The organism is Rothia sp. HMSC078H08, from assembly GCF_001808955.1.
In the GTDB taxonomy this organism is placed as follows: Bacteria; Actinomycetota; Actinomycetes; order Actinomycetales; family Micrococcaceae; genus Rothia.
The window spans coordinates 160,551-179,967 of the sequence record NZ_KV795256.1 but is presented as its reverse complement, the minus strand read 5'-3'; the positions used below and the strand labels follow the sequence as shown (position 1 = coordinate 179,967).

At 59.8% G+C, this 19,417-nt stretch carries 18 protein-coding genes and 1 pseudogene; 8 read left to right on the top strand and 11 right to left on the bottom strand.

Annotated features, from left to right (window positions below; genetic code table 11):
* Positions 1–113: 113 nt before the first annotated feature.
* The gene (gene sepH, locus HMPREF2528_RS06160) at positions 114–1,286 is read right to left on the bottom strand and encodes a septation protein SepH (RefSeq protein ID WP_210389025.1); all 1,173 of its coding nucleotides are present in this window, start codon (positions 1,284–1,286) and stop codon (positions 114–116) included.
* Between the two features lie 326 nt (positions 1,287–1,612).
* Between sepH and HMPREF2528_RS06155 the strand changes: the two genes are divergently transcribed.
* The 5 genes from HMPREF2528_RS06155 (at position 1,613) to HMPREF2528_RS06135 (ending at position 4,803) form a co-directional block, all read left to right on the top strand.
* Positions 1,613–1,912, top strand: a complete 300-nt coding sequence (locus HMPREF2528_RS06155) for a DUF4193 domain-containing protein (RefSeq protein ID WP_005506382.1) — start codon at positions 1,613–1,615, stop codon at positions 1,910–1,912.
* A gap of 240 nt (positions 1,913–2,152) precedes the next feature.
* On the top strand, positions 2,153–2,599 hold the full coding sequence (gene dut, locus HMPREF2528_RS06150; protein WP_049354821.1) for a dUTP diphosphatase: 447 nt from the start codon (positions 2,153–2,155) through the stop codon (positions 2,597–2,599).
* A 77-nt stretch (positions 2,600–2,676) separates the two neighbouring features.
* Positions 2,677–3,468 carry a DUF3710 domain-containing protein gene (locus HMPREF2528_RS06145; protein WP_049337392.1) on the top strand — a complete coding sequence of 264 codons (792 nt, stop codon included), beginning with the start codon at positions 2,677–2,679 and terminating at the stop codon, positions 3,466–3,468.
* Complete coding sequence (locus tag HMPREF2528_RS06140; protein WP_049340596.1) at positions 3,468–4,007, top strand: hypothetical protein; 540 nt, start codon at positions 3,468–3,470, stop codon at positions 4,005–4,007. Before HMPREF2528_RS06145 ends, HMPREF2528_RS06140 begins: the two co-directional genes overlap by 1 nt.
* Positions 3,997–4,803, top strand: a complete 807-nt coding sequence (locus tag HMPREF2528_RS06135; protein WP_070543227.1) for a DUF3159 domain-containing protein — start codon at positions 3,997–3,999, stop codon at positions 4,801–4,803. Before HMPREF2528_RS06140 ends, HMPREF2528_RS06135 begins: the two co-directional genes overlap by 11 nt.
* Positions 4,804–4,936: 133 nt before the next feature.
* Here the strand turns inward: HMPREF2528_RS06135 and HMPREF2528_RS06130 are convergent, their stop codons facing one another.
* Positions 4,937–5,590, bottom strand: coding sequence for a potassium channel family protein (locus HMPREF2528_RS06130; protein WP_005506372.1), 654 nt, complete (start codon positions 5,588–5,590; stop codon positions 4,937–4,939).
* Positions 5,591–6,457, bottom strand: coding sequence for a potassium channel family protein (locus HMPREF2528_RS06125; protein ID WP_012903714.1), 867 nt, complete (start codon positions 6,455–6,457; stop codon positions 5,591–5,593).
* A 195-nt stretch (positions 6,458–6,652) separates the two neighbouring features.
* Here HMPREF2528_RS06125 and HMPREF2528_RS06120 point away from each other — a divergent pair, with 195 nt between their 5' ends.
* The 3 genes from HMPREF2528_RS06120 (at position 6,653) to dxs (ending at position 12,919) form a co-directional block, all read left to right on the top strand.
* Positions 6,653–8,782: an APC family permease gene (locus HMPREF2528_RS06120; RefSeq protein WP_070543223.1), complete on the top strand. Its 2,130-nt coding sequence runs from the start codon at positions 6,653–6,655 to the stop codon at positions 8,780–8,782.
* 189 nt (positions 8,783–8,971) lie between these two features.
* Complete coding sequence (locus tag HMPREF2528_RS06115) at positions 8,972–10,609, top strand: class I SAM-dependent RNA methyltransferase (protein WP_012903711.1); 1,638 nt, start codon at positions 8,972–8,974, stop codon at positions 10,607–10,609.
* 237 nt (positions 10,610–10,846) lie between these two features.
* Positions 10,847–12,919 carry a 1-deoxy-D-xylulose-5-phosphate synthase gene (gene dxs, locus HMPREF2528_RS06110; RefSeq protein WP_083297882.1) on the top strand — a complete coding sequence of 691 codons (2,073 nt, stop codon included), beginning with the start codon at positions 10,847–10,849 and terminating at the stop codon, positions 12,917–12,919.
* 170 nt (positions 12,920–13,089) lie between these two features.
* Here the strand turns inward: dxs and HMPREF2528_RS06105 are convergent, their stop codons facing one another.
* The 8 genes and pseudogenes from HMPREF2528_RS06105 to HMPREF2528_RS09265 all read right to left on the bottom strand — a co-directional run bounded on the left by HMPREF2528_RS06105 (position 13,090) and on the right by HMPREF2528_RS09265 (position 19,403).
* On the bottom strand, positions 13,090–13,629 hold the full coding sequence (locus tag HMPREF2528_RS06105; RefSeq protein WP_070543220.1) for a Rieske (2Fe-2S) protein: 540 nt from the start codon (positions 13,627–13,629) through the stop codon (positions 13,090–13,092).
* A gap of 200 nt (positions 13,630–13,829) precedes the next feature.
* Complete coding sequence (locus HMPREF2528_RS06100; RefSeq protein WP_070543217.1) at positions 13,830–15,095, bottom strand: HRDC domain-containing protein; 1,266 nt, start codon at positions 15,093–15,095, stop codon at positions 13,830–13,832.
* 200 nt (positions 15,096–15,295) lie between these two features.
* Positions 15,296–15,772 carry a peptide-methionine (R)-S-oxide reductase MsrB gene (msrB, locus tag HMPREF2528_RS06095; protein ID WP_070543214.1) on the bottom strand — a complete coding sequence of 159 codons (477 nt, stop codon included), beginning with the start codon at positions 15,770–15,772 and terminating at the stop codon, positions 15,296–15,298.
* Between the two features lie 87 nt (positions 15,773–15,859).
* The gene (ybaK, locus tag HMPREF2528_RS06090; RefSeq protein ID WP_070506566.1) at positions 15,860–16,360 is read right to left on the bottom strand and encodes a Cys-tRNA(Pro) deacylase; all 501 of its coding nucleotides are present in this window, start codon (positions 16,358–16,360) and stop codon (positions 15,860–15,862) included.
* A 250-nt stretch (positions 16,361–16,610) separates the two neighbouring features.
* A complete protein-coding gene (locus HMPREF2528_RS06085; protein ID WP_070543211.1) occupies positions 16,611–17,621 on the bottom strand; it encodes a YeiH family protein in 1,011 nt (336 codons plus the stop codon).
* Between the two features lie 267 nt (positions 17,622–17,888).
* Entirely contained in the window at positions 17,889–18,626 is a 738-nt protein-coding gene (locus HMPREF2528_RS06080; protein ID WP_065423891.1) for a DUF6318 family protein, read from the bottom strand.
* Between the two features lie 48 nt (positions 18,627–18,674).
* Positions 18,675–19,076: pseudogene (locus HMPREF2528_RS09270) on the bottom strand (DUF6318 family protein); the annotation flags it as partial.
* Between the two features lie 21 nt (positions 19,077–19,097).
* Positions 19,098–19,403 carry a hypothetical protein gene (locus tag HMPREF2528_RS09265; RefSeq protein WP_246823895.1) on the bottom strand — a complete coding sequence of 102 codons (306 nt, stop codon included), beginning with the start codon at positions 19,401–19,403 and terminating at the stop codon, positions 19,098–19,100.
* Positions 19,404–19,417 lie beyond the last annotated feature (14 nt).

The window sequence follows — 19,417 nt, the reverse complement described above, 5'->3', positions numbered from 1 at the left end:
ACAGGCTGAGAAGATAGAAAAGCCGCCGGTTATTCACGCGAATAACCGGCGGCTTTCGTATGTCTAGATGCTCTCGTCTTGATGCCTCTATCGGGCGGCGCGAGGGCGGTCGCTTACTTGCGGCCGCCGAAGATGATGTCGTCCCAAGCGGGAACGCTCACGCGCTGCTTCTTCGAGGAAGACTTGGGCTTCTCCGATGCGGGAGCTTCAGCAGCTTCTGCGGGTGCGGATTCAGCCGGTGCTTCAGCAGGCTCTTCGGCGGGTGCGTGCTCGCTGTAATCTTCCGGTGCCGGATGCGCCGCGGGGGTGTGTGCGGCGGGTGCACCGGTCAGCGGGCCGCGAGCAGATGCAGCCTCGGCGGGCGCTTCAGTAGCGGGTGCTGCGGGTGCCGCAGGCTCTGCAACCGGTGCGGGTTCTTCAGCCTTCGGAGCTTCTGCCGGTGCAGCAGCTTCGGGTGCCTCAGCGGGCTGAGCGGACTCGCGGTGCACGAACACCTCGGGCTCCTCAACCTGCGCCGGGCGCACCGAGCGGGCGCGCTCCAAAAGCTCCTTGAGCTTACGCTCATCAGCGCTCTCAGAGGAAGTAAGGGGTGCCGGTGCGGGCTCGGGTGCCTTCGGCAGGCGGGCGGGAGGAACCTCCACGGGAGCCTTCTTCGCGGCGGCGGCAACAGCGTCCTCACTATTGCCCATCAGGAAGTACGCCGCCTCATTCGAAGCGTACAGGCCCTGGTTTGCCGGGTTGTACACCCAACGTGCGGGGAAGACGACCTGCGCGGGCAGGTTCTGACGCACCGAATCCTTCAGCGCAATATCAACCTCAACGCGCCACTGGCCGTTCTCCTGCTGGCGGGTGGTCCAGTCCTGGGTTGCGTCCTCAAAACCGTAACGCTCGGAGACTTCCTCAATGCGGGCGCTCAGGGTCACGGGAATCTGTGCGGTACCCGAAGCGGAGCTGCGGCGACCAATCTTCACGCTCTGAGCGGCACGAATAATGTGGGCACGCTCAGCAACGATCGGCCACTCGTAGCGGCGCACGCGCTCCGGCTCCCAACCGGACTCTTCAGCGATTTCCTCAACGGAGGCACCCTGACGGAAACGGGTCTGAATATCGCGCGGACCGTAGGTGCCCTTAGCGCCCAGACCGCGGGCGGGCTGAATACGGCGAGCCTTGGTGATGCTCGTGCGCAGGTTCGCGTCAATCGGCAGCAAGAAGCGGGTGCCGTCAGCAGACTCAAGCACCAGATTTTCGCCGTCATCGTGAACGCCAATCAGACGCAGTTCAAGCATGAGAACCTCCATAGGTGAACCGGACGCGTTCGTGAATGTGTTGCACGGAACGCAAACTACCTTCCAGGGTACCGTGAAAGCGCGGTAAATCAGTAGCGGAGGCGGGATTTTCCCCAAAAAAAGATGTACTTTTCGGACCGAAAAAGCTAGAATGTGACGCCTAAACCGTCCAAAGCCTACCCAGGATTAGACAAATAGGGTGCCAATGGTGAACAATACCTGGCATGCCGTCGGGGTTAAATCCTCACCAGCGGCACCTAGAGCACTCATTAAACCAGCGTGGCCTAGTTCAACACACAGCCACAGAACCAACGGAGCGTGAAAGTTTGGCAACTGATTACGATGCACCTCGCAAGCAGGACGAAGAGCAGAACGAAGAGTCCTACGAGGAGCTGAACGCCCGCCGTTCCGAGATGCAGTCCGGTGCGGTGGACGAAGACGAAAACAGCGCAGCAGAAAGCTTCGAGCTGCCCGGTGCTGACCTCTCCAACGAGGAGCTGAACGTTGTTGTTCTGCCCGCTCAGGACGACGAGTTCACCTGCGCATCCTGCTTCCTGGTGCGCCACCGCTCGCAGATTGCACGCGAAGAGGGCGGCCTGTCCTACTGCATCGAGTGCGAGGGCTAAAACTTTAGGGAAGGGCTAACACCCACCCGACATACACCTCATGACGGGGCGAGTGCCGAGTGCACCCGCCCCGTTGAGTATGTGAAAGCCGCGCACGCAAGAACAGCGCCGCGTCGCACCCAACACGGCACGCCGCCGCACGCGCTGAACGCGAACACGCAACGAAAACACCCCGCAGTAGAGCCTCAACACAGCGCGAGGTGATGGCACAGACACCCGCGAAAGGTTAGAGTATTGACCATGATGACCCCCGTAAACGTCCACATTAAGCTGCTCGACCCCGAGCTGCCCGCACCCGCCTACGCAAAGCCCGGCGACGCCGGCGCTGACCTGCGCTCCCGTATCGACTTCGAACTGGAACCGGGCGAACGCGCCCTCGTACCCACCGGCGTGGCAATCGCCCTGCCCGAAGGTTACGTTGGCCTGGTGCACCCGCGCTCCGGCCTGGCAACCAAGAACGGTATCACCATTGTGAACGCACCCGGCACCGTTGATTCCGGCTACCGCGGCGAGCTGATGGTCACCCTGCTCAACACTGACAAGACCAAGTCCTTCCACGTGCAGCGCGGCGACCGTATCGCCCAGCTGATCATTCAGAAGTACGAGCACGCAACCTTTACCGTGGTGGACGAACTGGATCAGACCGAACGCGGCTCCAGCGGCTTCGGTTCCAGCGGAATCCACTAGTCTGCTCTCACCGCGAAAACCGCACGAGAGAAGAGAAGAAACCCCCGCACCCTGCGTGCGGTGAAAGTAGGAATACCATGTTCGGATTTGGTAAAAAGAAGCACGCCGAGGAGGCTGAAAAGGCCGCCATCGACAAGGCTGTCGCCGAAGAGATTGAGGAGACCAACGTCGAGGTTGAGGAGCTGAAGGAAGAGGAGAACTCTCCCGAGGTCATCAAGTACGACCGCGTCAACGGCCCGCACGACATTGAAGAAGTCACCGCCGAAGACCTCGAAGACTACGTCGACCTGGGTGCGCTGCGCATCAAGTTGCTCGACGGCATGAACCTGCGCCTCGAAACTGACGACGCAACCGGCGCGGTTATCGCCGCAACCATCACCCGCGACGGCGCAACCCTGCAGGTGCAGGCATTCGCCGCACCGCGCACCACCGGCATCTGGGACGATATCCGTCACGATCTGACCGAGTCCGTCGCATCGCAGGGCGGCATCGTCGAAATCTACGCCGGCGTATTCGGCGCCGAGATGCTGACCCGCCTGCCCGCCGTCACCCCGGACGGTCAGCCCGGCGAGCGCATCGCCCGCTTCGTGGGCGTGGACGGCCCCCGTTGGTTCCTGCGCGGTGTGATTTCCGGCGCGGCTGTGCTCGGTGACGACAAGGCTGCCGCATCCGTGGAGGAAGTTTTCCGCACCGTCGTGGTGGACCGTGGCGACGACCCGCGCCCGCCGCGCGAACTGCTGCCCATGACTCTGCCCGCCGACCTGGTTGTGGCTGAGGAAGAGCCCGCCGTGGAAGAAGAGACCGAGAACGAGCACAGCAAGCTGCGCCCGATGCCTCGCCGCGGCCCTGAGATTACCGAGATTGGCTAATGCCTGAGTTCTCGAACTACCCGAGTGCGCTCGCGGTGCCGGAGGAGCAGATTCTTGCTCCCGGGTACCCCGAGCGCTTTCGCGTACGCCTTGCCGGACGCGTGGAGCAGGTGTGGTTGCCTGCGCTGCAGGATAAGCCGATGTACCGTGCCGAGCTGGTGGTGGCGAAGTCGAAGCCTCTGCAGTGGTCGAGCCCGTTGGCGCTGATTGGCATGCCGATTGTGGAGCCGCCCGGTGAGGATTTCGACGAGGAGTCCGAGGATTCCGAGAAGCAACACCACCTGAACACGGCGTCTTTGGCGACCGTGGCGGTGCAGGATCAGCACGAGGTGTCGTTCCCGCCCTATGCGCCGTTCAACCCGGGGGACCGGATTCTGCTGAAGTGGCAGGGGCAGCGGATGGTGCCCGGCGTGCTTGCCGGTGCGCTGTTGCGCTGTTCCGGCGTGGTGTCGGTGAGGGCGCATCAGCCGGTGATTTACAACCCGCGCTATGAGATTGTGCCGCAATTCTTTGCTGAGAAGGGAAAATATGAGCGCTGAGCAGTCTTCGACCCAGCCCGACCCGAACGCTAACCCCGCAACTAGCCCGGCTGATGACCCGGCGCGGGAGGAAAATCAGCTGGCGCAGAGCCTGAGCGCCTCCATGGGTGCGAATATGCGCCGCACCGCCAACGGCGATGTGGATATTCTGCACGCTATCGGCGGCTGGCGCGGCCTGGTGGAATCCTCCCTGCCCGCTGTGGCGTTCCTGGTGTTGTTCACCGTGACGAAGGAACTGAACCTGTCCCTGATTGCGGCGCTGGCTGCGGCGGGCGTGTTCACGCTGATTCGCCTGGTGCAGGGCTCTAAGCTGGTGAGCGCGCTGACCGGTCTGGTGGGCGTGGCAATTTGTGCGTTTGCGGCGTACCGTACCGGTAATGCGAGCGACTACTTTGTGGTCGGTTTCTGGACGAACGGCGTGTACATTCTGGCGTATCTGCTGTCGATGCTGGTGCGTTGGCCGCTGATGGGTCTGATTTTCGCGGTGATTCGCGGTGAGGCGCTGACCTGGCGTGAGAACCCGGTGCGTCTGCGCCAGTACATGCTGGCGACCTGGATTATTACCGTGCTGATGATGCTGCGTCTTGCTGTGCAGGTGCCCCTGTATTTCGCGAATAATGTGGAGGCGCTGGGCGCGACCCGCCTGATTATGGGCCTGCCGCTGTACGCTTTGGGCGTGTGGCTGGCGTGGCGTGTGTCGGCTCCCGAGGAGGCGCCGGTGAGCGAGGACCCCGAGGCGCTGGATGCTGAAGAAACTGAGGTGCCCGGAGAGTCTGGAAGCTCCAAGAACCGCTAAATCACAGTCCGCGACTTCGTGAAATAGCTTCATAAAAGTAAGCGAAAGCCCCGGTACCCGTAAGGGTAACCGGGGCATTCGCCTCCTCAAAAACTTACGTATAAACGCTATGCAAAAGCTTGCGCATAAACGCTTAGGCGAACAGCGCGCGGATCTGGTCCTCACCGGCAATGGTCGTGATGAAGAACAGCTCGTCGCCGCCCTCAATCGCCACATCGGCACTGGGCGGGATTGGCGCGCCGTCACGCAGGATTGCGGTGAGCACCGTATCGACGGGCCACTGCACGTGATCCACACGGTAACCGATGACGGGGTGGTCATCCGGCACGGTGTACTCGGCGAGGGTCGCGCCGCCAGCCTGCAGGGTCAGCAGGCGCACCACGTCGCCGACTTCCACGGCTTCCTCGACGAGGGCGGTCATCAGACGCGGGGTAGACACCGCAACATCCACACCCCAGGAATCGTCAAAGAGCCACTCATTACGCGGGTTGTTCACACGCGCCACGGTACGCGGCACACCAAACTCACTGCGAACCAGCAGGGAGACCATCAGGTTTGCCTTATCGTCACCGGTTGCGGCAACGACCACATCCGCCTTGTTCGGGTGCACCTGGCGCAGTACGGACAGTTCGCAGGCATCACCAATATGCCAGCGCACACCGGGCAGATCGGCGCGCTTCTTAACTTCCGGTTTGGAATCGATGATGGTCACGTCGTGGCCGTTCATCATGAGCTCTTTAGCGATAGAGGCGCCCACGGAACCGGCACCAACAATGAGGACCTTCACTTACTTCTCACCTTTCGAGGAATCACGATGGCGGCCGATGAGTTCGAGGGGGTCGGGCAGATCCGGGGGAGTGTCACCGAGGTGAAATTCATGCTCGATAACGGGGCCGTCGTTGTGCGCCTGCTCGGCGGGTTTCTTCGGGGCGTGGGGGTGCTTGCGGTGGCCCGAGGCGGGGGCGTACTCCGCCTCCACTTCTTCGTCTTCAACGCGCGGCGGGCGGGAGAGAATACGGGTTACGTCCGCAACGTCGTCGGTGCGCATCATGACGTGCACGCTGTCGCCCTGCTGGTAGGCGGAATCGGGGCGGGGGAGCATGCCCTCACCAAAGCGGGTGATGTAGGCGATGCGCACCCCGGCGGCACTTTCGATGCTGGTCAGCGCGTGACCCGCCCAGCCGTCGTCGAGCGGAATTTCGGTGAGCATGAGGCGGCCCGAGGGTTCACGAAAATCACCCTTGAGCGCCTGCTCGGGCAGCAGGCGGCGCAGCACCTGGTCGGTGGACCAACGCACCGACGCCACCGTAGGAATACCCATACGCTGGAAGAACTCGGCGCGGTTCGGGTCGTACACACGCGCCACAACGTTCTTCACCTTGAACATTTCGCGTGCCACACGGGCGGCAATAATATTCGAGTTATCGCCCGAAGAGACGGCGGCAAAAGCATACGCCTCGGTAATACCGGCACGCTTGAGAGTGTCCTCATCGAAGCCAACACCGGTCACCAGACGGCCCTCAAAGCCCTTACGCAGCGGCTGGAAAGCACGTTCGTCCTGGTCAATGACGGCGACCGTATGCCCCGAAGCTTCCAGAGTGCGCGCCAACATGACGCCCACGCGCCCGGCACCCATAATGACGAAGTGAGGCATACAACCCTCCGAATGTGTTGATGTTTTGTGTCGATAAGGCGTTACCGCCTACCCCTACCAGTGTAATGGGCGGGTGAGCCTCCGCGCCGATGCTCCGTGATATTCCGCTCGCCATGCCCACTATTCGGCTGAATAAAATTGAGCTTTGAAGCCGCGACCTATAGCCTTAACAGCGTGAGGAATCGTTGGGATAAGATGCGCATCGCCCTGACCGGCAGGCCGGTCAGCACGCGAAATCTTTCGGCTGTCAATCTGCCGAAGCGCTACGCCCTGCCTCTTTTCGGTGCCGACGGCATCTCTTCGGTCGCCTACGCCGCCGACCAGATGATTTTGACCCTTGCCGCCGCGGGTGCGTCTGCGCTCGCTTTTTCGCCCTGGATTGGTTTGGGGGTGGCGATGGTGGGTCTGCTGGTGATTGGCACGTACCGGTACAACATTAATCAGATTGCTTCTGAGGGCGATATTCAGCTGGTGCACCGCAAACTGGGTGCGCTGCCGTCGATTGTGATGGGCGCTTCGTCGCTGATGGACTATATGCTCACAGTGGCGGTGTCGATGTCTTCGGCGTCCTCGTTTTTGGTGGCGTTGTATCCGCAGATTCAGGATTGGCGCACGCACATTGCTGTGCTACTCATTGTCGCGCTGACGCTGTTTGCGCTGCGTGGCGTGCAGCTGCTGGGCAAGATTGCGTACTGGCCGCTGTACGTTTTCTTGGCGCTGTTAGGAGCGACCCTCATTGTGGGTTGGATTCGTGCCGCGACGGGTACCCTGCCGCTGGCTGAGTCGGCGACCTACGTGATTGCCCCCGAATACCACGATCATGCCCTGGAAGGCTTGGCGCTGGTGCTGCTTCTGGCGCGTTCGTTCTCCGCCGGTGTGGTGGCGTTCTCGGGTGTTTCTACGATCTCTAATTCGGTGAAGTATTTCCGCCGTCCGAAGAAATATAACGCGGCGGTCACCATGATGATGATGGGCCTGATTACCTCGGTCCTGCTGGTGAGCCTGCTCGGTTTTGCGGCGGCAACCCGCGTGCACATGGTGCACGATACGACCCGTTTCTTGTTCATTGACGGGCACGCGCCGGGGGAGTACTTCCACCAGAAGCCGGCGCTGTACCAGGTGGCTTTGGCGATTTATCAGGGTGTTCCGTTCTTCGCGCAGCTGCTGGTGTTTGCCACGGTGGGCGTGCTGATTATTGCCTCGCTGACTGCGTTTACCGGCTTCCCGGTGATTGCCTCGTCGCTGGCTGATTACCAGTACCTGCCGGTGTTCTTCCGCAGCATGGAATCACGCGGCCTGTATGCGAACGGTGTGCTGGCGCTGTCGGCATTCTCAATTTTCCTCACCACCGTTTTCGGCTCGGACGTGTACTCGCTGATTCAGCTGTACATTGTGGGCATGTGCCTGTCCATGGTGCTGGTGCAGCTGGCGGTGGTGCGCTACCGCATGCGCCTGCTGCGTATTACTCTCGCACAGATGCCGCGTCGCGCCCTGCTACGTGATATCGCTGTCTCTGTGGTGGGTGTGGTCGTAACCGCCGCGGTGCTGGTCATCGTCGTGGTGACGAAGTTCGCCGCCGGTGCGTGGCTCTCCCTTGGAATGATTGCCCTGATGGTTGGAGGTATGGTTGTGACTCGCCGCCACTACGATGCGGTGGATGCCGCCCTGGACATCCCCCTGAACGCCGAATCCGTTGCGGATGTGGCGGCCCTGCCTTCGCGTGTGCACGCCATCGTGTACGTGGAGCGTGTGCGCCGCCCGGTGGTTCGTGCCCTCTCGTATGCGCGTGCCGGCCGCCCCTCCACGATTGAGGCGCTGACGGTCAACAACGACCGGGCCGCCCTGGAGGTCGTGAAGAAGCGCTGGTACGCCCTCGGTATTCCGGTGCCGCTGTCGGTCATTGACTCGCCGTACCGTGACACGGTGGATGCTGTCGTCTCGTATATTCGCCGCCGCCGCAAGAAGTCACCGCGCGATATTTTGGTGGTCTACCTGCCGGAATTCGTGGTGGAGCACTGGTGGCAGCGTCTTCTGCACCGCCGCACGGTGCGCCGCCTCAAGCAGGCGCTTCTGCATGAGCCAGGCGTTATGACGGCAACCGTGCCCTGGGCGATGCACGAGGATGAGGTGTATGATGAGATTTTTGATCAGCGTTTACAAAGCGAAGAATCAACGGTAGAAGCAGAGGACCCAACGGCAGCTGTCGCCCCGAAGATTACTCGTTCAGCCGGTGGCGGCCGCGAACTGATTCAGAGTAACCGCCACGCGGTGTACCGCGGCCGCCTGCACGAGGCGGACGCTGTGGCGCGCGAGAAGAAGCGCTAGCCGTATCGGCTAAGCCGATTTCTGAGCCTCCGTACACCCCGTACGTAGCCTCGTACATCCCCTCGAATAGCGCCTGGACTTTGCCCTTTACGCCCTATTCGGTACCCCTAGCGGGGCGTCGGAATCGGAATAAAGATACAAACCGGTGTAAAATAGTTCACATTAAGTGATTCTTTAGGAGACAATGCTGTGACTCACACTGCTACCACGCCTGCCGCCTCTAAAAAAGTAGACGGATACAGCGTCGGGCAGACCCTCACCGTCACCTGTGAGGCACCCGCACACGGCGGCGCCTTCGTAGCGCGCACCGAACAGGGCGTCATCTTTGTGCGTCACGGCATCGTCGGCGAACAGGCTGAAGTGCGCATCACCGCAATCGGCCCCAAGCGCCGCTTCTACTTCGCGGACGTTATTTCCGTACCCGTACCCTCCCTGGCGCGCCGTGCCCACCCCTGGATTCAGGCGGATGCGCTCGCCACCGAAGAGGAACGCGCCGCAGCAACCGGCGTACCCGAACTACTCGGCGGCATGGAGTACGGCCACATCAACCTGGATGAGCAGCGACGCTACAAGACCGATATCGTCCGCACCCAAATCAACCGCCTGGGCGGCCTGCCCCTCGAATCGCCGTTGCTGACCAACCTCATGGTTGAAGAGCTGCCCCTGCGCGATAACAACGAGGGTCTGTCCTGGCGTAGCCGCGTGCGCTACAACGTGACCAAGGTCCGCGCGCACAATAGCGAAGAGCAGAACGGCGGCAAGAAGAGCCCTGCCGTCACCTGGCGCGTCGGCATGCACCCGTACCGCGCCTCCCAGCCCGTACCGGTCGTCGACTTTCCCCTCGCCGCCACCGAGTTGCGTAACCTGCAGCTTGAACAGCTGAACCTGCGCGGCGTACGCGAAGTCGAGGCGACCGTCTCCTCCCGCGGTAGGGTCCTGCTGCAGTTCATCGTCGACCCGCGCTTCTCCGTCGAGGAGGTCGCTAAGGACATCGAACAGCAGGCATCCGACGCCTGGGGTCTGCTCGCCAAGCGCAAGATTTCGCTGTTCTTTACCCCGCAGTCCACCTCCAACGGCAAGCCCAAGCGCCGCCGCCCCGGTTCCGCCCACAGCCCCTACCGCCGCGTACCCGAAGGCGACCAGCTGCTCGGCGCGGGTCTGCGCTCCGTCACCGAAGAAGTCACCTTCGGCTCCCGCCGCTTCAGCTACCAGGTGTCCGCCGGCGGCTTCTGGCAGATTCACCGCGCCGCCCCCTCCACCATGGTCGGAACCATGCTCACCATGCTCCGCCCGCAGGAAGGCGAATGCACCCTCGACCTGTACGCCGGCGCGGGTCTGTTCACCGCCGCGCTCGCGGACGCCGTGGGCGCCACCGGCACCGTGGTCAGCATTGAGGGCTCCCCGGTGACCCATAAGGATGCGCGCTCGAACTTCGCGCCGGATGGCTGCTCCCGCACCGAGAACTCTGCGGACACCCGCATTGAGGTGATTCGCGGCGACGTGGCACGTCACCTGGTGGACTTGAAGACCGCCCTTGAGTTTGGCGAAATCCCCGCCATTGATGCGGTGGTCCTTGACCCGTCCCGTGAGGGCGCGAACCGAACCACCTTGGAACGCCTGGATGCGCTGGACCCCAAGCGTATTCTGTACGTGGCGTGCGATCCGGCATCCCTGGGTCGTGACACCGGTATTTTGCGTGAGCTGGGTTGGGATATGGTGCAGCTTCGGGCGTTTGATATGTACCCGAATACGCATCATGTGGAGACGGTTGCGCTTTTTGAGCGTGCCCCGGCGAAGCCTCGTCCGCGCCGCCGCCGCACCAAGTAGTGCGGAGAGTAGCGCGAGGCTAGTAGCCGTAACAAAGCAGCAAATAATCGCCGTGTTGGACGGGTTGGGCTGTTCACCAGCCTGCCCACTAGGGGTTATTTCAGGCCGTTTTCGCTCAACCCGGTGCGTCTTGCTCTGCGGGCGCATAAATCTGCTTTTTGGCATCGTAAACGGTAGAATCATTGAAGAACCAACGCACGGAATGAGCCGTGCCCCGACCTTGAGGAGTGTGGGTGTATGTCCGCTGAAAACGCATTGCCGCAGGAGGAGACCCCGAATAGCGCCGCCGGTGGCGCACCCACCGCCGACTACAGCATTGGCGATGGCGCCACTGCTAAGTTGCTCCCGGGTATTCAGCGCCCGGCGGACCTGCAGAACCTCAGCTACGAGCAGCTGGAGGAGCTCTCTAAGGAGATCCGCCAGTTCATCGTGACGAACGTGTCGGCGACCGGCGGTCACCTGGGCCCGAACCTGGGCGTTGTGGAGCTGACCCTCGGCATTCACCGTGTCTTCGAATCTCCCAAGGACAATATTCTTTTCGACACCGGCCACCAGTCCTATGTGCATAAGCTGGTGACTGGTCGTCACGCGTTTAAGACTCTGCGTCAGAAGGGTGGCCTGTCGGGTTACCCGGATCGTGGCGAGTCTGAGCACGACATTATCGCGTCTTCGCACGCCTCCAGCTCGATTTCGTGGGCTGACGGTATTTCTCGCGCGCACAAGCTCAACGGTGAAGATGACCGCTACACCGTGGTCCTCATTGGTGACGGCGCGCTGACCGGCGGCATGGCGTGGGAGGCTGTGAACAATATTGCTGCCGACCGCACCCGCAAGGTCGTGATTGTGGTCAACGATAACGGCCGCTCCTACGCGCCGACCATTGGCGGTTTCGCGAACCAGCTCTCTGAGCTCAAGCACGGTGTGCAGCAGCATGTGGATCGTGTGCGCCTCGATCACCGCTACGACAATGCTCTGGATGCGGTGCGCATCGGTCTGCAGCGTGGCGGCCCCGTCGGTCAGATGGTGTACCGCGGCCTGCACGGCATGAAGGCGGGCATTAAGGACGTCGTCGTACCCAAGGGCATTTTTGAAGACCTGGGCATGAAGTACGTGGGCCCGATTGACGGCCACGACCAGCAGGCTGTGGAGAACGCACTGACCGCGGCGAAGAACTATGCCGGCCCGGTGATTGTGCACGCCATTACCGAGAAGGGCCACGGCTACGCGCCCGCCCGCGCGAATGAGGACGACCAGTTCCACGCGGTGGGCCAGATTGACCCGCTGACCGGTGAGGATGTTTCGACCAGCACCTCCGAGTCGTGGACCGGCGTCTTTGGCCGCGAAATTGCAGATATTGCGGATGAGCAGGAGAACGTCGTCGGTATTACCGGCGCGATGCTCATTCCCGTGGGTCTGCGCGAATTCCAGAAGCGCCACCCCGAGCGCGTTATTGACGTAGGTATCGCTGAGCAGCACGCCGTGGCGATGAGCGCCGGCCTGGCGTACGGCGGCATGCACCCGGTGGTTGCCCTCTACGCAACCTTCCTGAACCGCGGCTTTGACCAGCTGCTCATGGACGTTGCCCTGCACAAGGCGGGCGTGACCGTGGTGCTGGACCGCTCCGGCATTACCGGTCCGGACGGTGCAAGCCACCACGGCATGTGGGATTTGGCGATGCTGCAGTTCATTCCGGGTCTGCACTTGGCGGCTCCGCGTGATGGCGCGACCCTGCGCGAAGAGCTGCGTGAGGCTGTAGCTATTAACGATGCACCGACCGTGATTCGCTACCCGAAGGGCTCCGTGGGCGAGGACATTCCCGCCCTGGAGCGCCGCAGCGACGGCGTGGATGTGCTGGCACGCACCGGTGAACCCCACCCGGAGACCGGTCAGCGTGACGTGCTGTTCGTTGCCGTGGGCGCTATGGCTCGCGTGGCTCTGGAAGCCTCCAAGGTGCTTGCCGCCGAGGGCATCCAGTCCACCGTGGTTGACCCGCGCTGGGTGATGCCGGTGCCGTCTTCGGTCGTTGAGCTGGCTCGTGATCACCGCATTGTGGTGACCATTGAGGACGGCGTGCGTTCCGGCGGCGTGGGTTCGCGCATCCGCCAGGAAATGCGTGCGGCTGGCGTGGATACCGCGCTGAGCGAGCTGGGTCTTCCGGCGGAGTTCATTCCGCATGCTTCTCGCGAGCAGATTCTGGAGGAGGTCGGCCTGACCGCCGAAACCATTATCGCGGATTTGCGTGCGCAACTGGCTGGCGATAAGGTTCCGTTCGCTCGTGAAGAGGGTCAGAAGCCGCGACACACCCGCTAAGCGGTCGTATCTGAGTGCCGCCTGAGCACGCCTTAGTAACGGGCATCAGTAGCCGCGGGCACCATCAGACAGCATAAAGCCCCGCCCATCAGTCGTGATGGGCGGGACTTTGCTGTGCGCAGGTCTTGCTGTGTAGAGGTTTTGCTGTACGTAGGTTCTGAGCCGCCGGTTTAGGAATCGTTGGAGGTGTGGGTGACGAAAATCTTGCCGCCCTTCACCTGCACCGGGTAGCTGGTCAGCGCCTCCTCTGCAGGGCCGTGCACGACCGAGCCGTCAGCTACGGCGTACTCGGAGCCGTGGCAGGGGCACACGATACGGTTGGAATCCTGCACCTGCACCTGGCAGCCCTGGTGGGTGCACACGGTGCTGAACGCCTTGTACTCACCCGCGGACGGCTGGGACACGATAACGGTCGTGGAACCGTGAGTCAGCTTAGCTGCCTTGCCCACGCCCACTGCGGAGGCGGAACCCACCTCAACGGTGCCTTCGGGGGCGGTGACGTTGGAGTCACCTTCAGCGCAGGAGGCGAGCAACGCACCGGATGCGACGGCACCGGTGATGAGGGTTGCGCGGCGGGAGAAGACGCGAGCAGAAGAATCCGTCTCTGCGGTAGCGGCTGCGGTTTCGACGGCGGCAGATTCGGTAGTGGCAGATGCAGTGGGGGAGGCGCATGCCTTCTGAGAGCGGCAGCATCCGTTGGGTGCGGGCATGGTGGTTCCTTTCGTGTACTCTTTCCACCCTATGCCGGTTTGGGATAAAAATCGAATGAGAGCAGGCGAAGCTTGGTTCGCATTTGCTCCCCCCCCGAGACAAAATCCTGAGGCACACTCCCGAGGCACAAAAATGCCGGTCGGGTGGTCGCATCAGCAACACACCCAACCGGCACACATCTATTGAGCGTTAGTGAAATCTACCCCAGGTGACGGGCAAAAATCGGCGCAATCACGGGGGCAACCAGACCCGTCTGCCACGGACGCGCACCGTACTCGGCGAGTGCATCCCGCAGGGTCTGCTCGTCAAAACGAGCCGGCGGCTCCCAGCAGAGGCGGCGAACATAATCGGTCGTGATCAGGTTCTGCGCCGGGATATTCAGCTCCTCAGAGAGCTCATCAATTGCCTGACGAACCTCGGTGAACAGCGCCAAGTTCTCGGGGCGCTTAGACTCCCATGCCTTCAACGGCGGCGGGGCAGTCGACGGCAAAGTGAACGGTACGGCGTTCTCACCGCGTGCCGCCGCGGCAATAGCACGCACCCAACGCGGGCCCTCACGACGCAAACCACGCGTCTGAAAACCAGGAATCGACATGATAGCGGGCACGTTACGCGGCATGGTGCGTGCCGCCTCCACAATCGCAGAATCAGGTAGCAGACGCTTCGCGTCGACGTCCTTCTTACGTGCCAGCGAGTCACGCTCAAGCCACAGGTTACGCAGCGCCGTCAGCTGCTTGACCGAACGCAACATCGTGCGGCCCTTCGTCTTACGCCAACGCTCCGGCTGATCCGTCGGATCCTTCACCGGGGTCTTGCACAGGTACTCAAACTCCTCCAGAGCGTACTGCAGCTTACCCTGCTGGCGGAGCAAATCCTCCAACGCATCACGCAAATCAATGAGCACGTCAACGTCCAGCAGAGCATAGTTCAACCAGGATTCCGGCAGGGGGCGGCGCGACCAGTCTTCCTTCGAGTGCTTCTTCGCCAGCTTATAGCCGAGAAGCTCCTCAACGGTCGCACCCAGGTTCACGCGCTCCAGACCGGCAAGACGCGCACCAAGCTCCGTATCAAACAGACGGTTCGGGCGCATACCGAGCATATCCAGGCTCGGGAAGTCCTGAATTGCGGCGTGAATAACCCACTCAGCATCCGCCAGAGCATCGTTAATAATGCGCAAATCCTTAAACGCCTCAGGGTCAATCAGGTACAGCTGATCTTCACGCTTAAGCTGCACCAAAAAAGCACGCGAACCGTAGCGGATGCCCTGGGCACGCTCCGTATCAACAGCCACCGGGCCGGACGCCGCCGCCAACTGCTCAGCGGCACGACGCAGACCGCTCTCAGTGGTGATGAGAGTCGGAATCGGTGAGGAAGGGGCCTCCAGAGGAACAACGTCCGGAACTTCGATACCGTGAAGGGTCAGCTGAGGGGTGCCTGCGGCATTCTGTTCAGCTGCGGTACTCATGCACTCAATCCTTTTCCTCTGTCTGATTCGACGCGCCAGATGCCCGGGTAGGCGTACGCCCGAGCAAACACGAGCCCGGGCGGGGTGGCGTGCCCGCGAAGGCACTACGCCATTCTACCCGCCCGAGCTTAAAGCCTCGAATTTAGAGATACTCACAATAAGGGGTTCACCGGTACGCCCGCGAGGGGGCTTGCCGGGCTCTATTCGGCGGCTTCCGCCTCGTCAACCGGAGTATCACCAGGCTGTGCTTCACTAGGCTGTGCCTCACCCGCCGGGGTCAGCGTCAGACACACCGAATTAATGCAATACCGCAAATCCGTGGGAGTCGGAAAACCCTCACCCTCAAACACGTGACCCAGATGCGAATCGCAGGCGGCGCAACGCACCTCCACACGGCGCATACCGAACGTCGTGTCCTCCAGGTAACGCACACGGTCCTCAGCCAGCGGCGCGAAAAACGACGGCCAACCACAATGCGAATCGAACTTCTGATCGGAACGGAACAGCTCCGTACCGCAAGCACGGCACGAATACACACCCTCAGTGTGGGTGTTCCAGTACTCGCCCGTGAACGCGCGCTCGGTGCCGCCCTCACGCAGAACAGCGTACTCTTCAGGCTTGAGGACTTCACGCCAGTTCTTGGCGATAGCACCCACGCCAGGTAGCGAATTGCCCATCATGACTCCTTCAGTTTGCTCTCATGCCCAGGCTCTTACGGTATATGTAACGCCGCGGCCGGGCGGATTATTCCCGCTGAGCGCGGACTAAGCGCGGATGTCAGCGTACTTGCCGTTGGTGAGCTTCAGCAGGTCGTCCGGGGCGAGCTCAACGTCCAGGCCGCGCTTACCGCCAGAGACCATGATCGTGTCAAAAAGCTGCGCAGACTCATCGAGCAGGGTGGGGGAGGGGGTCTTCTGGCCCAGCGGGGAGATGCCTCCGACCACGTAGCCGGTGCGGCGTTCGGCGACCTTCGGGTCGCACATGGAGGCGTTCTTCCAGCCGAGGGCTGCGGCGGCCGCCTTCACGTTGAGCTTGCCAGACACGGGTACGATTGCGACCGCGAAATCCTTCTCGTGCACAATCAGCAGGGTCTTGAACACCTGCTCCTCGGAGGCGCCGAGGTTCTTCGCGGCCTCTTCACCGAAGGAGGTGACGCCCTCAACGTGCTCGTATTCGCGCATCTGGAAGGGGGTGTTCGTTTCGGTCAGCAGTGCTACGGCGGCGGTTGCTGCGCCGCTCTTCTTACCTTTAGTTTTCTTAGCCATAGATACCATTTTACGGAAGTCACCACGCGCCGATACCTATGCGCTGATACCTATGCGCCGAGAAGCCACATGTGTTTCGAGAAGCCACAATAATGGTGGCTTCTCGAAACACATGTGGCTTCTCAATGGTTATGGGGTTATTTCAGTAGCCCTTTTTCCTTCAGCTGCTCTTGAGAAAGCGAGCCAACGACAGTCCAAAATCCATCTGATTTGTCTACGTTCTGAGGTGGCCTTTAGGCTCCCTTTTTTCTTAGTAAATACCGATGAGTAATTGCATGCCAAGACTAGTCAAGATGATAGCAATCCAGCAAAGGGCTCCAAGAAGAATGGATTTTCCACTGGATTTGATCATAGCAATGAGGTTGGTTTTGAGACCAATAGCACTCATAGCCATGATGATGAAGAATATGGAGAGTTGTTTGAGAGGTGAAAAGAAGCTAGTGCTGACACCGAAAGATGTGAGAAGAGTAGTTAGCAGAGAAGCTAGGATAAAGTAGAGAATGAAAACGGGGAAGATTTTTTTAAGCTTCACTCCTTGGTTGTCGCCTTGTTGACGGCTTTGCCAATAGGAGAGGAAGAGAACGATAGGGATAATAGCTAGAGTGCGTGTCAGTTTGACAATAGTTGCAGGCTCAAGAGTGTTTGCATTGTAAAGACTATCCCAGGCACTAGCAGTAGCTGTCACAGAGGAAGTATCGTTGACCGCAGTACCCGCAAAGAGAGCAAAACCTTCGTTGGAAAGATGGAGCCAAGAACCTAGAGTTGGAAAGATAAGAGCTGCCAAGACATTGAAGAAAAAGATAACAGAAATGGCTTGGGCCACTTCTTTTTCCTTGGCGTGAATAACAGGAGCAGTCGCTGCAATGGCAGAACCGCCACAGATAGAAGAACCTACACCGACCAGGGTAGCAAGCTTTGTATCCAGATTAAAAAAGCGTTGGAAAAAGAAAGCAATAATTAAAGCGATAGAAATGGTCGAAATGATGACAGGAAGGGAAGATTTTCCAACTGCGAAAACTTGTGAGATACTGAGTCCAAACCCAAGCAAAATAACAGCATACTGAAGCAATTTTTTGGAGCTATAAGTCAAACCGGCATCCAGTTGTGTATAGGAAGTGAGAAAGGGATGGAGAATCATTCCGATAAAAATGGCGAAAACAGGTGCTCCCACAACAGGCAGAAATCCTCCTAAAACCCAAGAGATGATAGAAATGATCAGACAGACTGACAGTCCTGCCCAATTTTTTGATAGAAATGACATAAAAACCTCCGAGAATAAACACTCCTTATTATAGTCTTATTTGGTAAACTAGAAAGTAGGAATACAGACCCGGCCCGGGGAGCGCACCACCTCAGCCTCCGCGCTGATAAAGGCCTTCGATATCCTTGAGGAACTTAATATCCTTCTCGTAGGTATCCAGCATAGAGGGCCATACATACTGCATGTAATTGCGCGGCGTGTAAGAAAAACGGAAGTCATGGAAATACATTCCTCGTATCGGTGTGGTGCGTGAGTTGCAAAGGGCTACTAGATAATTCCCTGCTCACGTAGCTCCTTATTCGAGCGATGCTCCGAGAGTCGCCAGTAGCCATTCTGATACTTATAGCGGAACATAAATATTTCATTTTCGTTGCTGGTATTAGTACGCTCATACACCTTGCCATTGGGGTTTACGTACATGCCATAAGTCCACAAGCGTCGCGTGAGAGTCCAATATTCTTTGGCTTCTTCGTCATACATCAGATCGCTTTCGGCCTGGTATTCTGAGGTGCCTTCGATAACCCAGCCACCGCTTTTGTAAAGATCCTCGATGTAGTGCAGGAATTTAATGTCCTCATCAAAAGTGTCCAGCATGTAGGGCCATACATACTGCATATCACCGGTCTGGATACCGTAGTTGCGTGCCTTAATCCAGTCACGCATCATCTCACGGAGTCCAGCGAAGGTTTCGGGGTACTGCTGCGGCTCGGCTTTCGGCAGAGGAACATTCTGCGCAGGGCCGTAACCATCAGCTTTGCGGTATTCGCCGTCGGGTGCCTTCGAGCCTCCAGAGTAGCCGCGGGTAATGACTGGGCTCGGAGTAGCCGATGCAGAAGCGGCATCGGAAACCGCCGCAGACGCCGAAGCCGATTCGCTTGGTGCGGTGGAGGCGGTGGCTGCCGCCTCGTTGGTGGCTTGCTGGCCGCAGGCCGCAAGCAGAGCGCCAAGGCTCAGCATCACGCCGCTGCTCAACATTGCGCGGCGGGTAAGAAAAACAGAATTCATGGAAGTAGATTCCTTATATCGGTGTGGTATGTGAATCAAAAGAAAAGGCTACTTCTCGTTTTGCAATTCCTCTTCCGTTTTACTGCCAGCAATTTTCCAATAGCCGTCAGAGTAGGTGAAAAGGAAGTAGAAAGTATCGTCGCTGGTGTCAGTATTAGCCTGCATATCAAGGTGACCATTAGACTCCACGTACATAACAGTGGTCCAGAACCGGCGATGCAGCATTCGGTACTTTTTCTTCGCCTCATCGTAGATGAGCGGGCCTTGGGGTTGGTAGCTATCCAGCCCGTCAACAGTCCACCCGCCGTTCTGGTAAAGGTCCTCAATGAACAGGTAAAATCCGTATTCTTCAGATTCGTCCGTAACGTATTTGAAAGCGTAGGAGCAGTCACCGGTCTGAATCGCGTAGTTATGGGAGACAAGCCAATCCTTCATCATACGGTAGAGGCCTTGTTCAGACTCGGGGTACTGCTACGGCTCTGCTTTCGGAAGAGGAACATTCTGTGCAGGACCATATCCGTCTGCCTTGCGATACTCGCCGTCAGGTGCCTTGGAACCGCCGGAGTAGCCGCGGGTAACGACCGGCTTCAGGGTTGCGCTTGCCGAAGGCGACTCAGATGTTGCCGCAACCGCCGAAGCGGTTTCGCTCGGTGCTGCGGAGGCGGCGGCTACCGCCTCATTAGCCGCCTGCTGGCCGCAGGCTGCGAACAGGGTACCAATGCTCAACATTGCGCTGCCGCTCAACATTGCGCGGCGGGTAAGAAAAACGGAAGTCATGGAAATACATTCCT

Coding starts and splice junctions, on each gene's coding strand:
- sepH (WP_210389025.1), bottom strand. CDS start 1,286: ATGCTTGAACTGCGTCTGATTGGCGTTCACGATGACGGCGAAAATCTG.
- dut (WP_049354821.1), top strand. CDS start 2,153: ATGATGACCCCCGTAAACGTCCACATTAAGCTGCTCGACCCCGAGCTG.
- HMPREF2528_RS06145 (WP_049337392.1), top strand. CDS start 2,677: ATGTTCGGATTTGGTAAAAAGAAGCACGCCGAGGAGGCTGAAAAGGCC.
- HMPREF2528_RS06140 (WP_049340596.1), top strand. CDS start 3,468: ATGCCTGAGTTCTCGAACTACCCGAGTGCGCTCGCGGTGCCGGAGGAG.
- HMPREF2528_RS06135 (WP_070543227.1), top strand. CDS start 3,997: ATGAGCGCTGAGCAGTCTTCGACCCAGCCCGACCCGAACGCTAACCCC.
- HMPREF2528_RS06125 (WP_012903714.1), bottom strand. CDS start 6,457: ATGCCTCACTTCGTCATTATGGGTGCCGGGCGCGTGGGCGTCATGTTG.
- HMPREF2528_RS06120 (WP_070543223.1), top strand. CDS start 6,653: ATGCGCATCGCCCTGACCGGCAGGCCGGTCAGCACGCGAAATCTTTCG.
- dxs (WP_083297882.1), top strand. CDS start 10,847: ATGTCCGCTGAAAACGCATTGCCGCAGGAGGAGACCCCGAATAGCGCC.
- HMPREF2528_RS06105 (WP_070543220.1), bottom strand. CDS start 13,629: ATGCCCGCACCCAACGGATGCTGCCGCTCTCAGAAGGCATGCGCCTCC.
- HMPREF2528_RS06100 (WP_070543217.1), bottom strand. CDS start 15,095: ATGAGTACCGCAGCTGAACAGAATGCCGCAGGCACCCCTCAGCTGACC.
- msrB (WP_070543214.1), bottom strand. CDS start 15,772: ATGGGCAATTCGCTACCTGGCGTGGGTGCTATCGCCAAGAACTGGCGT.
- ybaK (WP_070506566.1), bottom strand. CDS start 16,360: ATGGCTAAGAAAACTAAAGGTAAGAAGAGCGGCGCAGCAACCGCCGCC.
- HMPREF2528_RS06085 (WP_070543211.1), bottom strand. CDS start 17,621: ATGTCATTTCTATCAAAAAATTGGGCAGGACTGTCAGTCTGTCTGATC.
- HMPREF2528_RS06080 (WP_065423891.1), bottom strand. CDS start 18,626: ATGAATTCTGTTTTTCTTACCCGCCGCGCAATGTTGAGCAGCGGCGTG.
- HMPREF2528_RS09265 (WP_246823895.1), bottom strand. CDS start 19,403: ATGACTTCCGTTTTTCTTACCCGCCGCGCAATGTTGAGCGGCAGCGCA.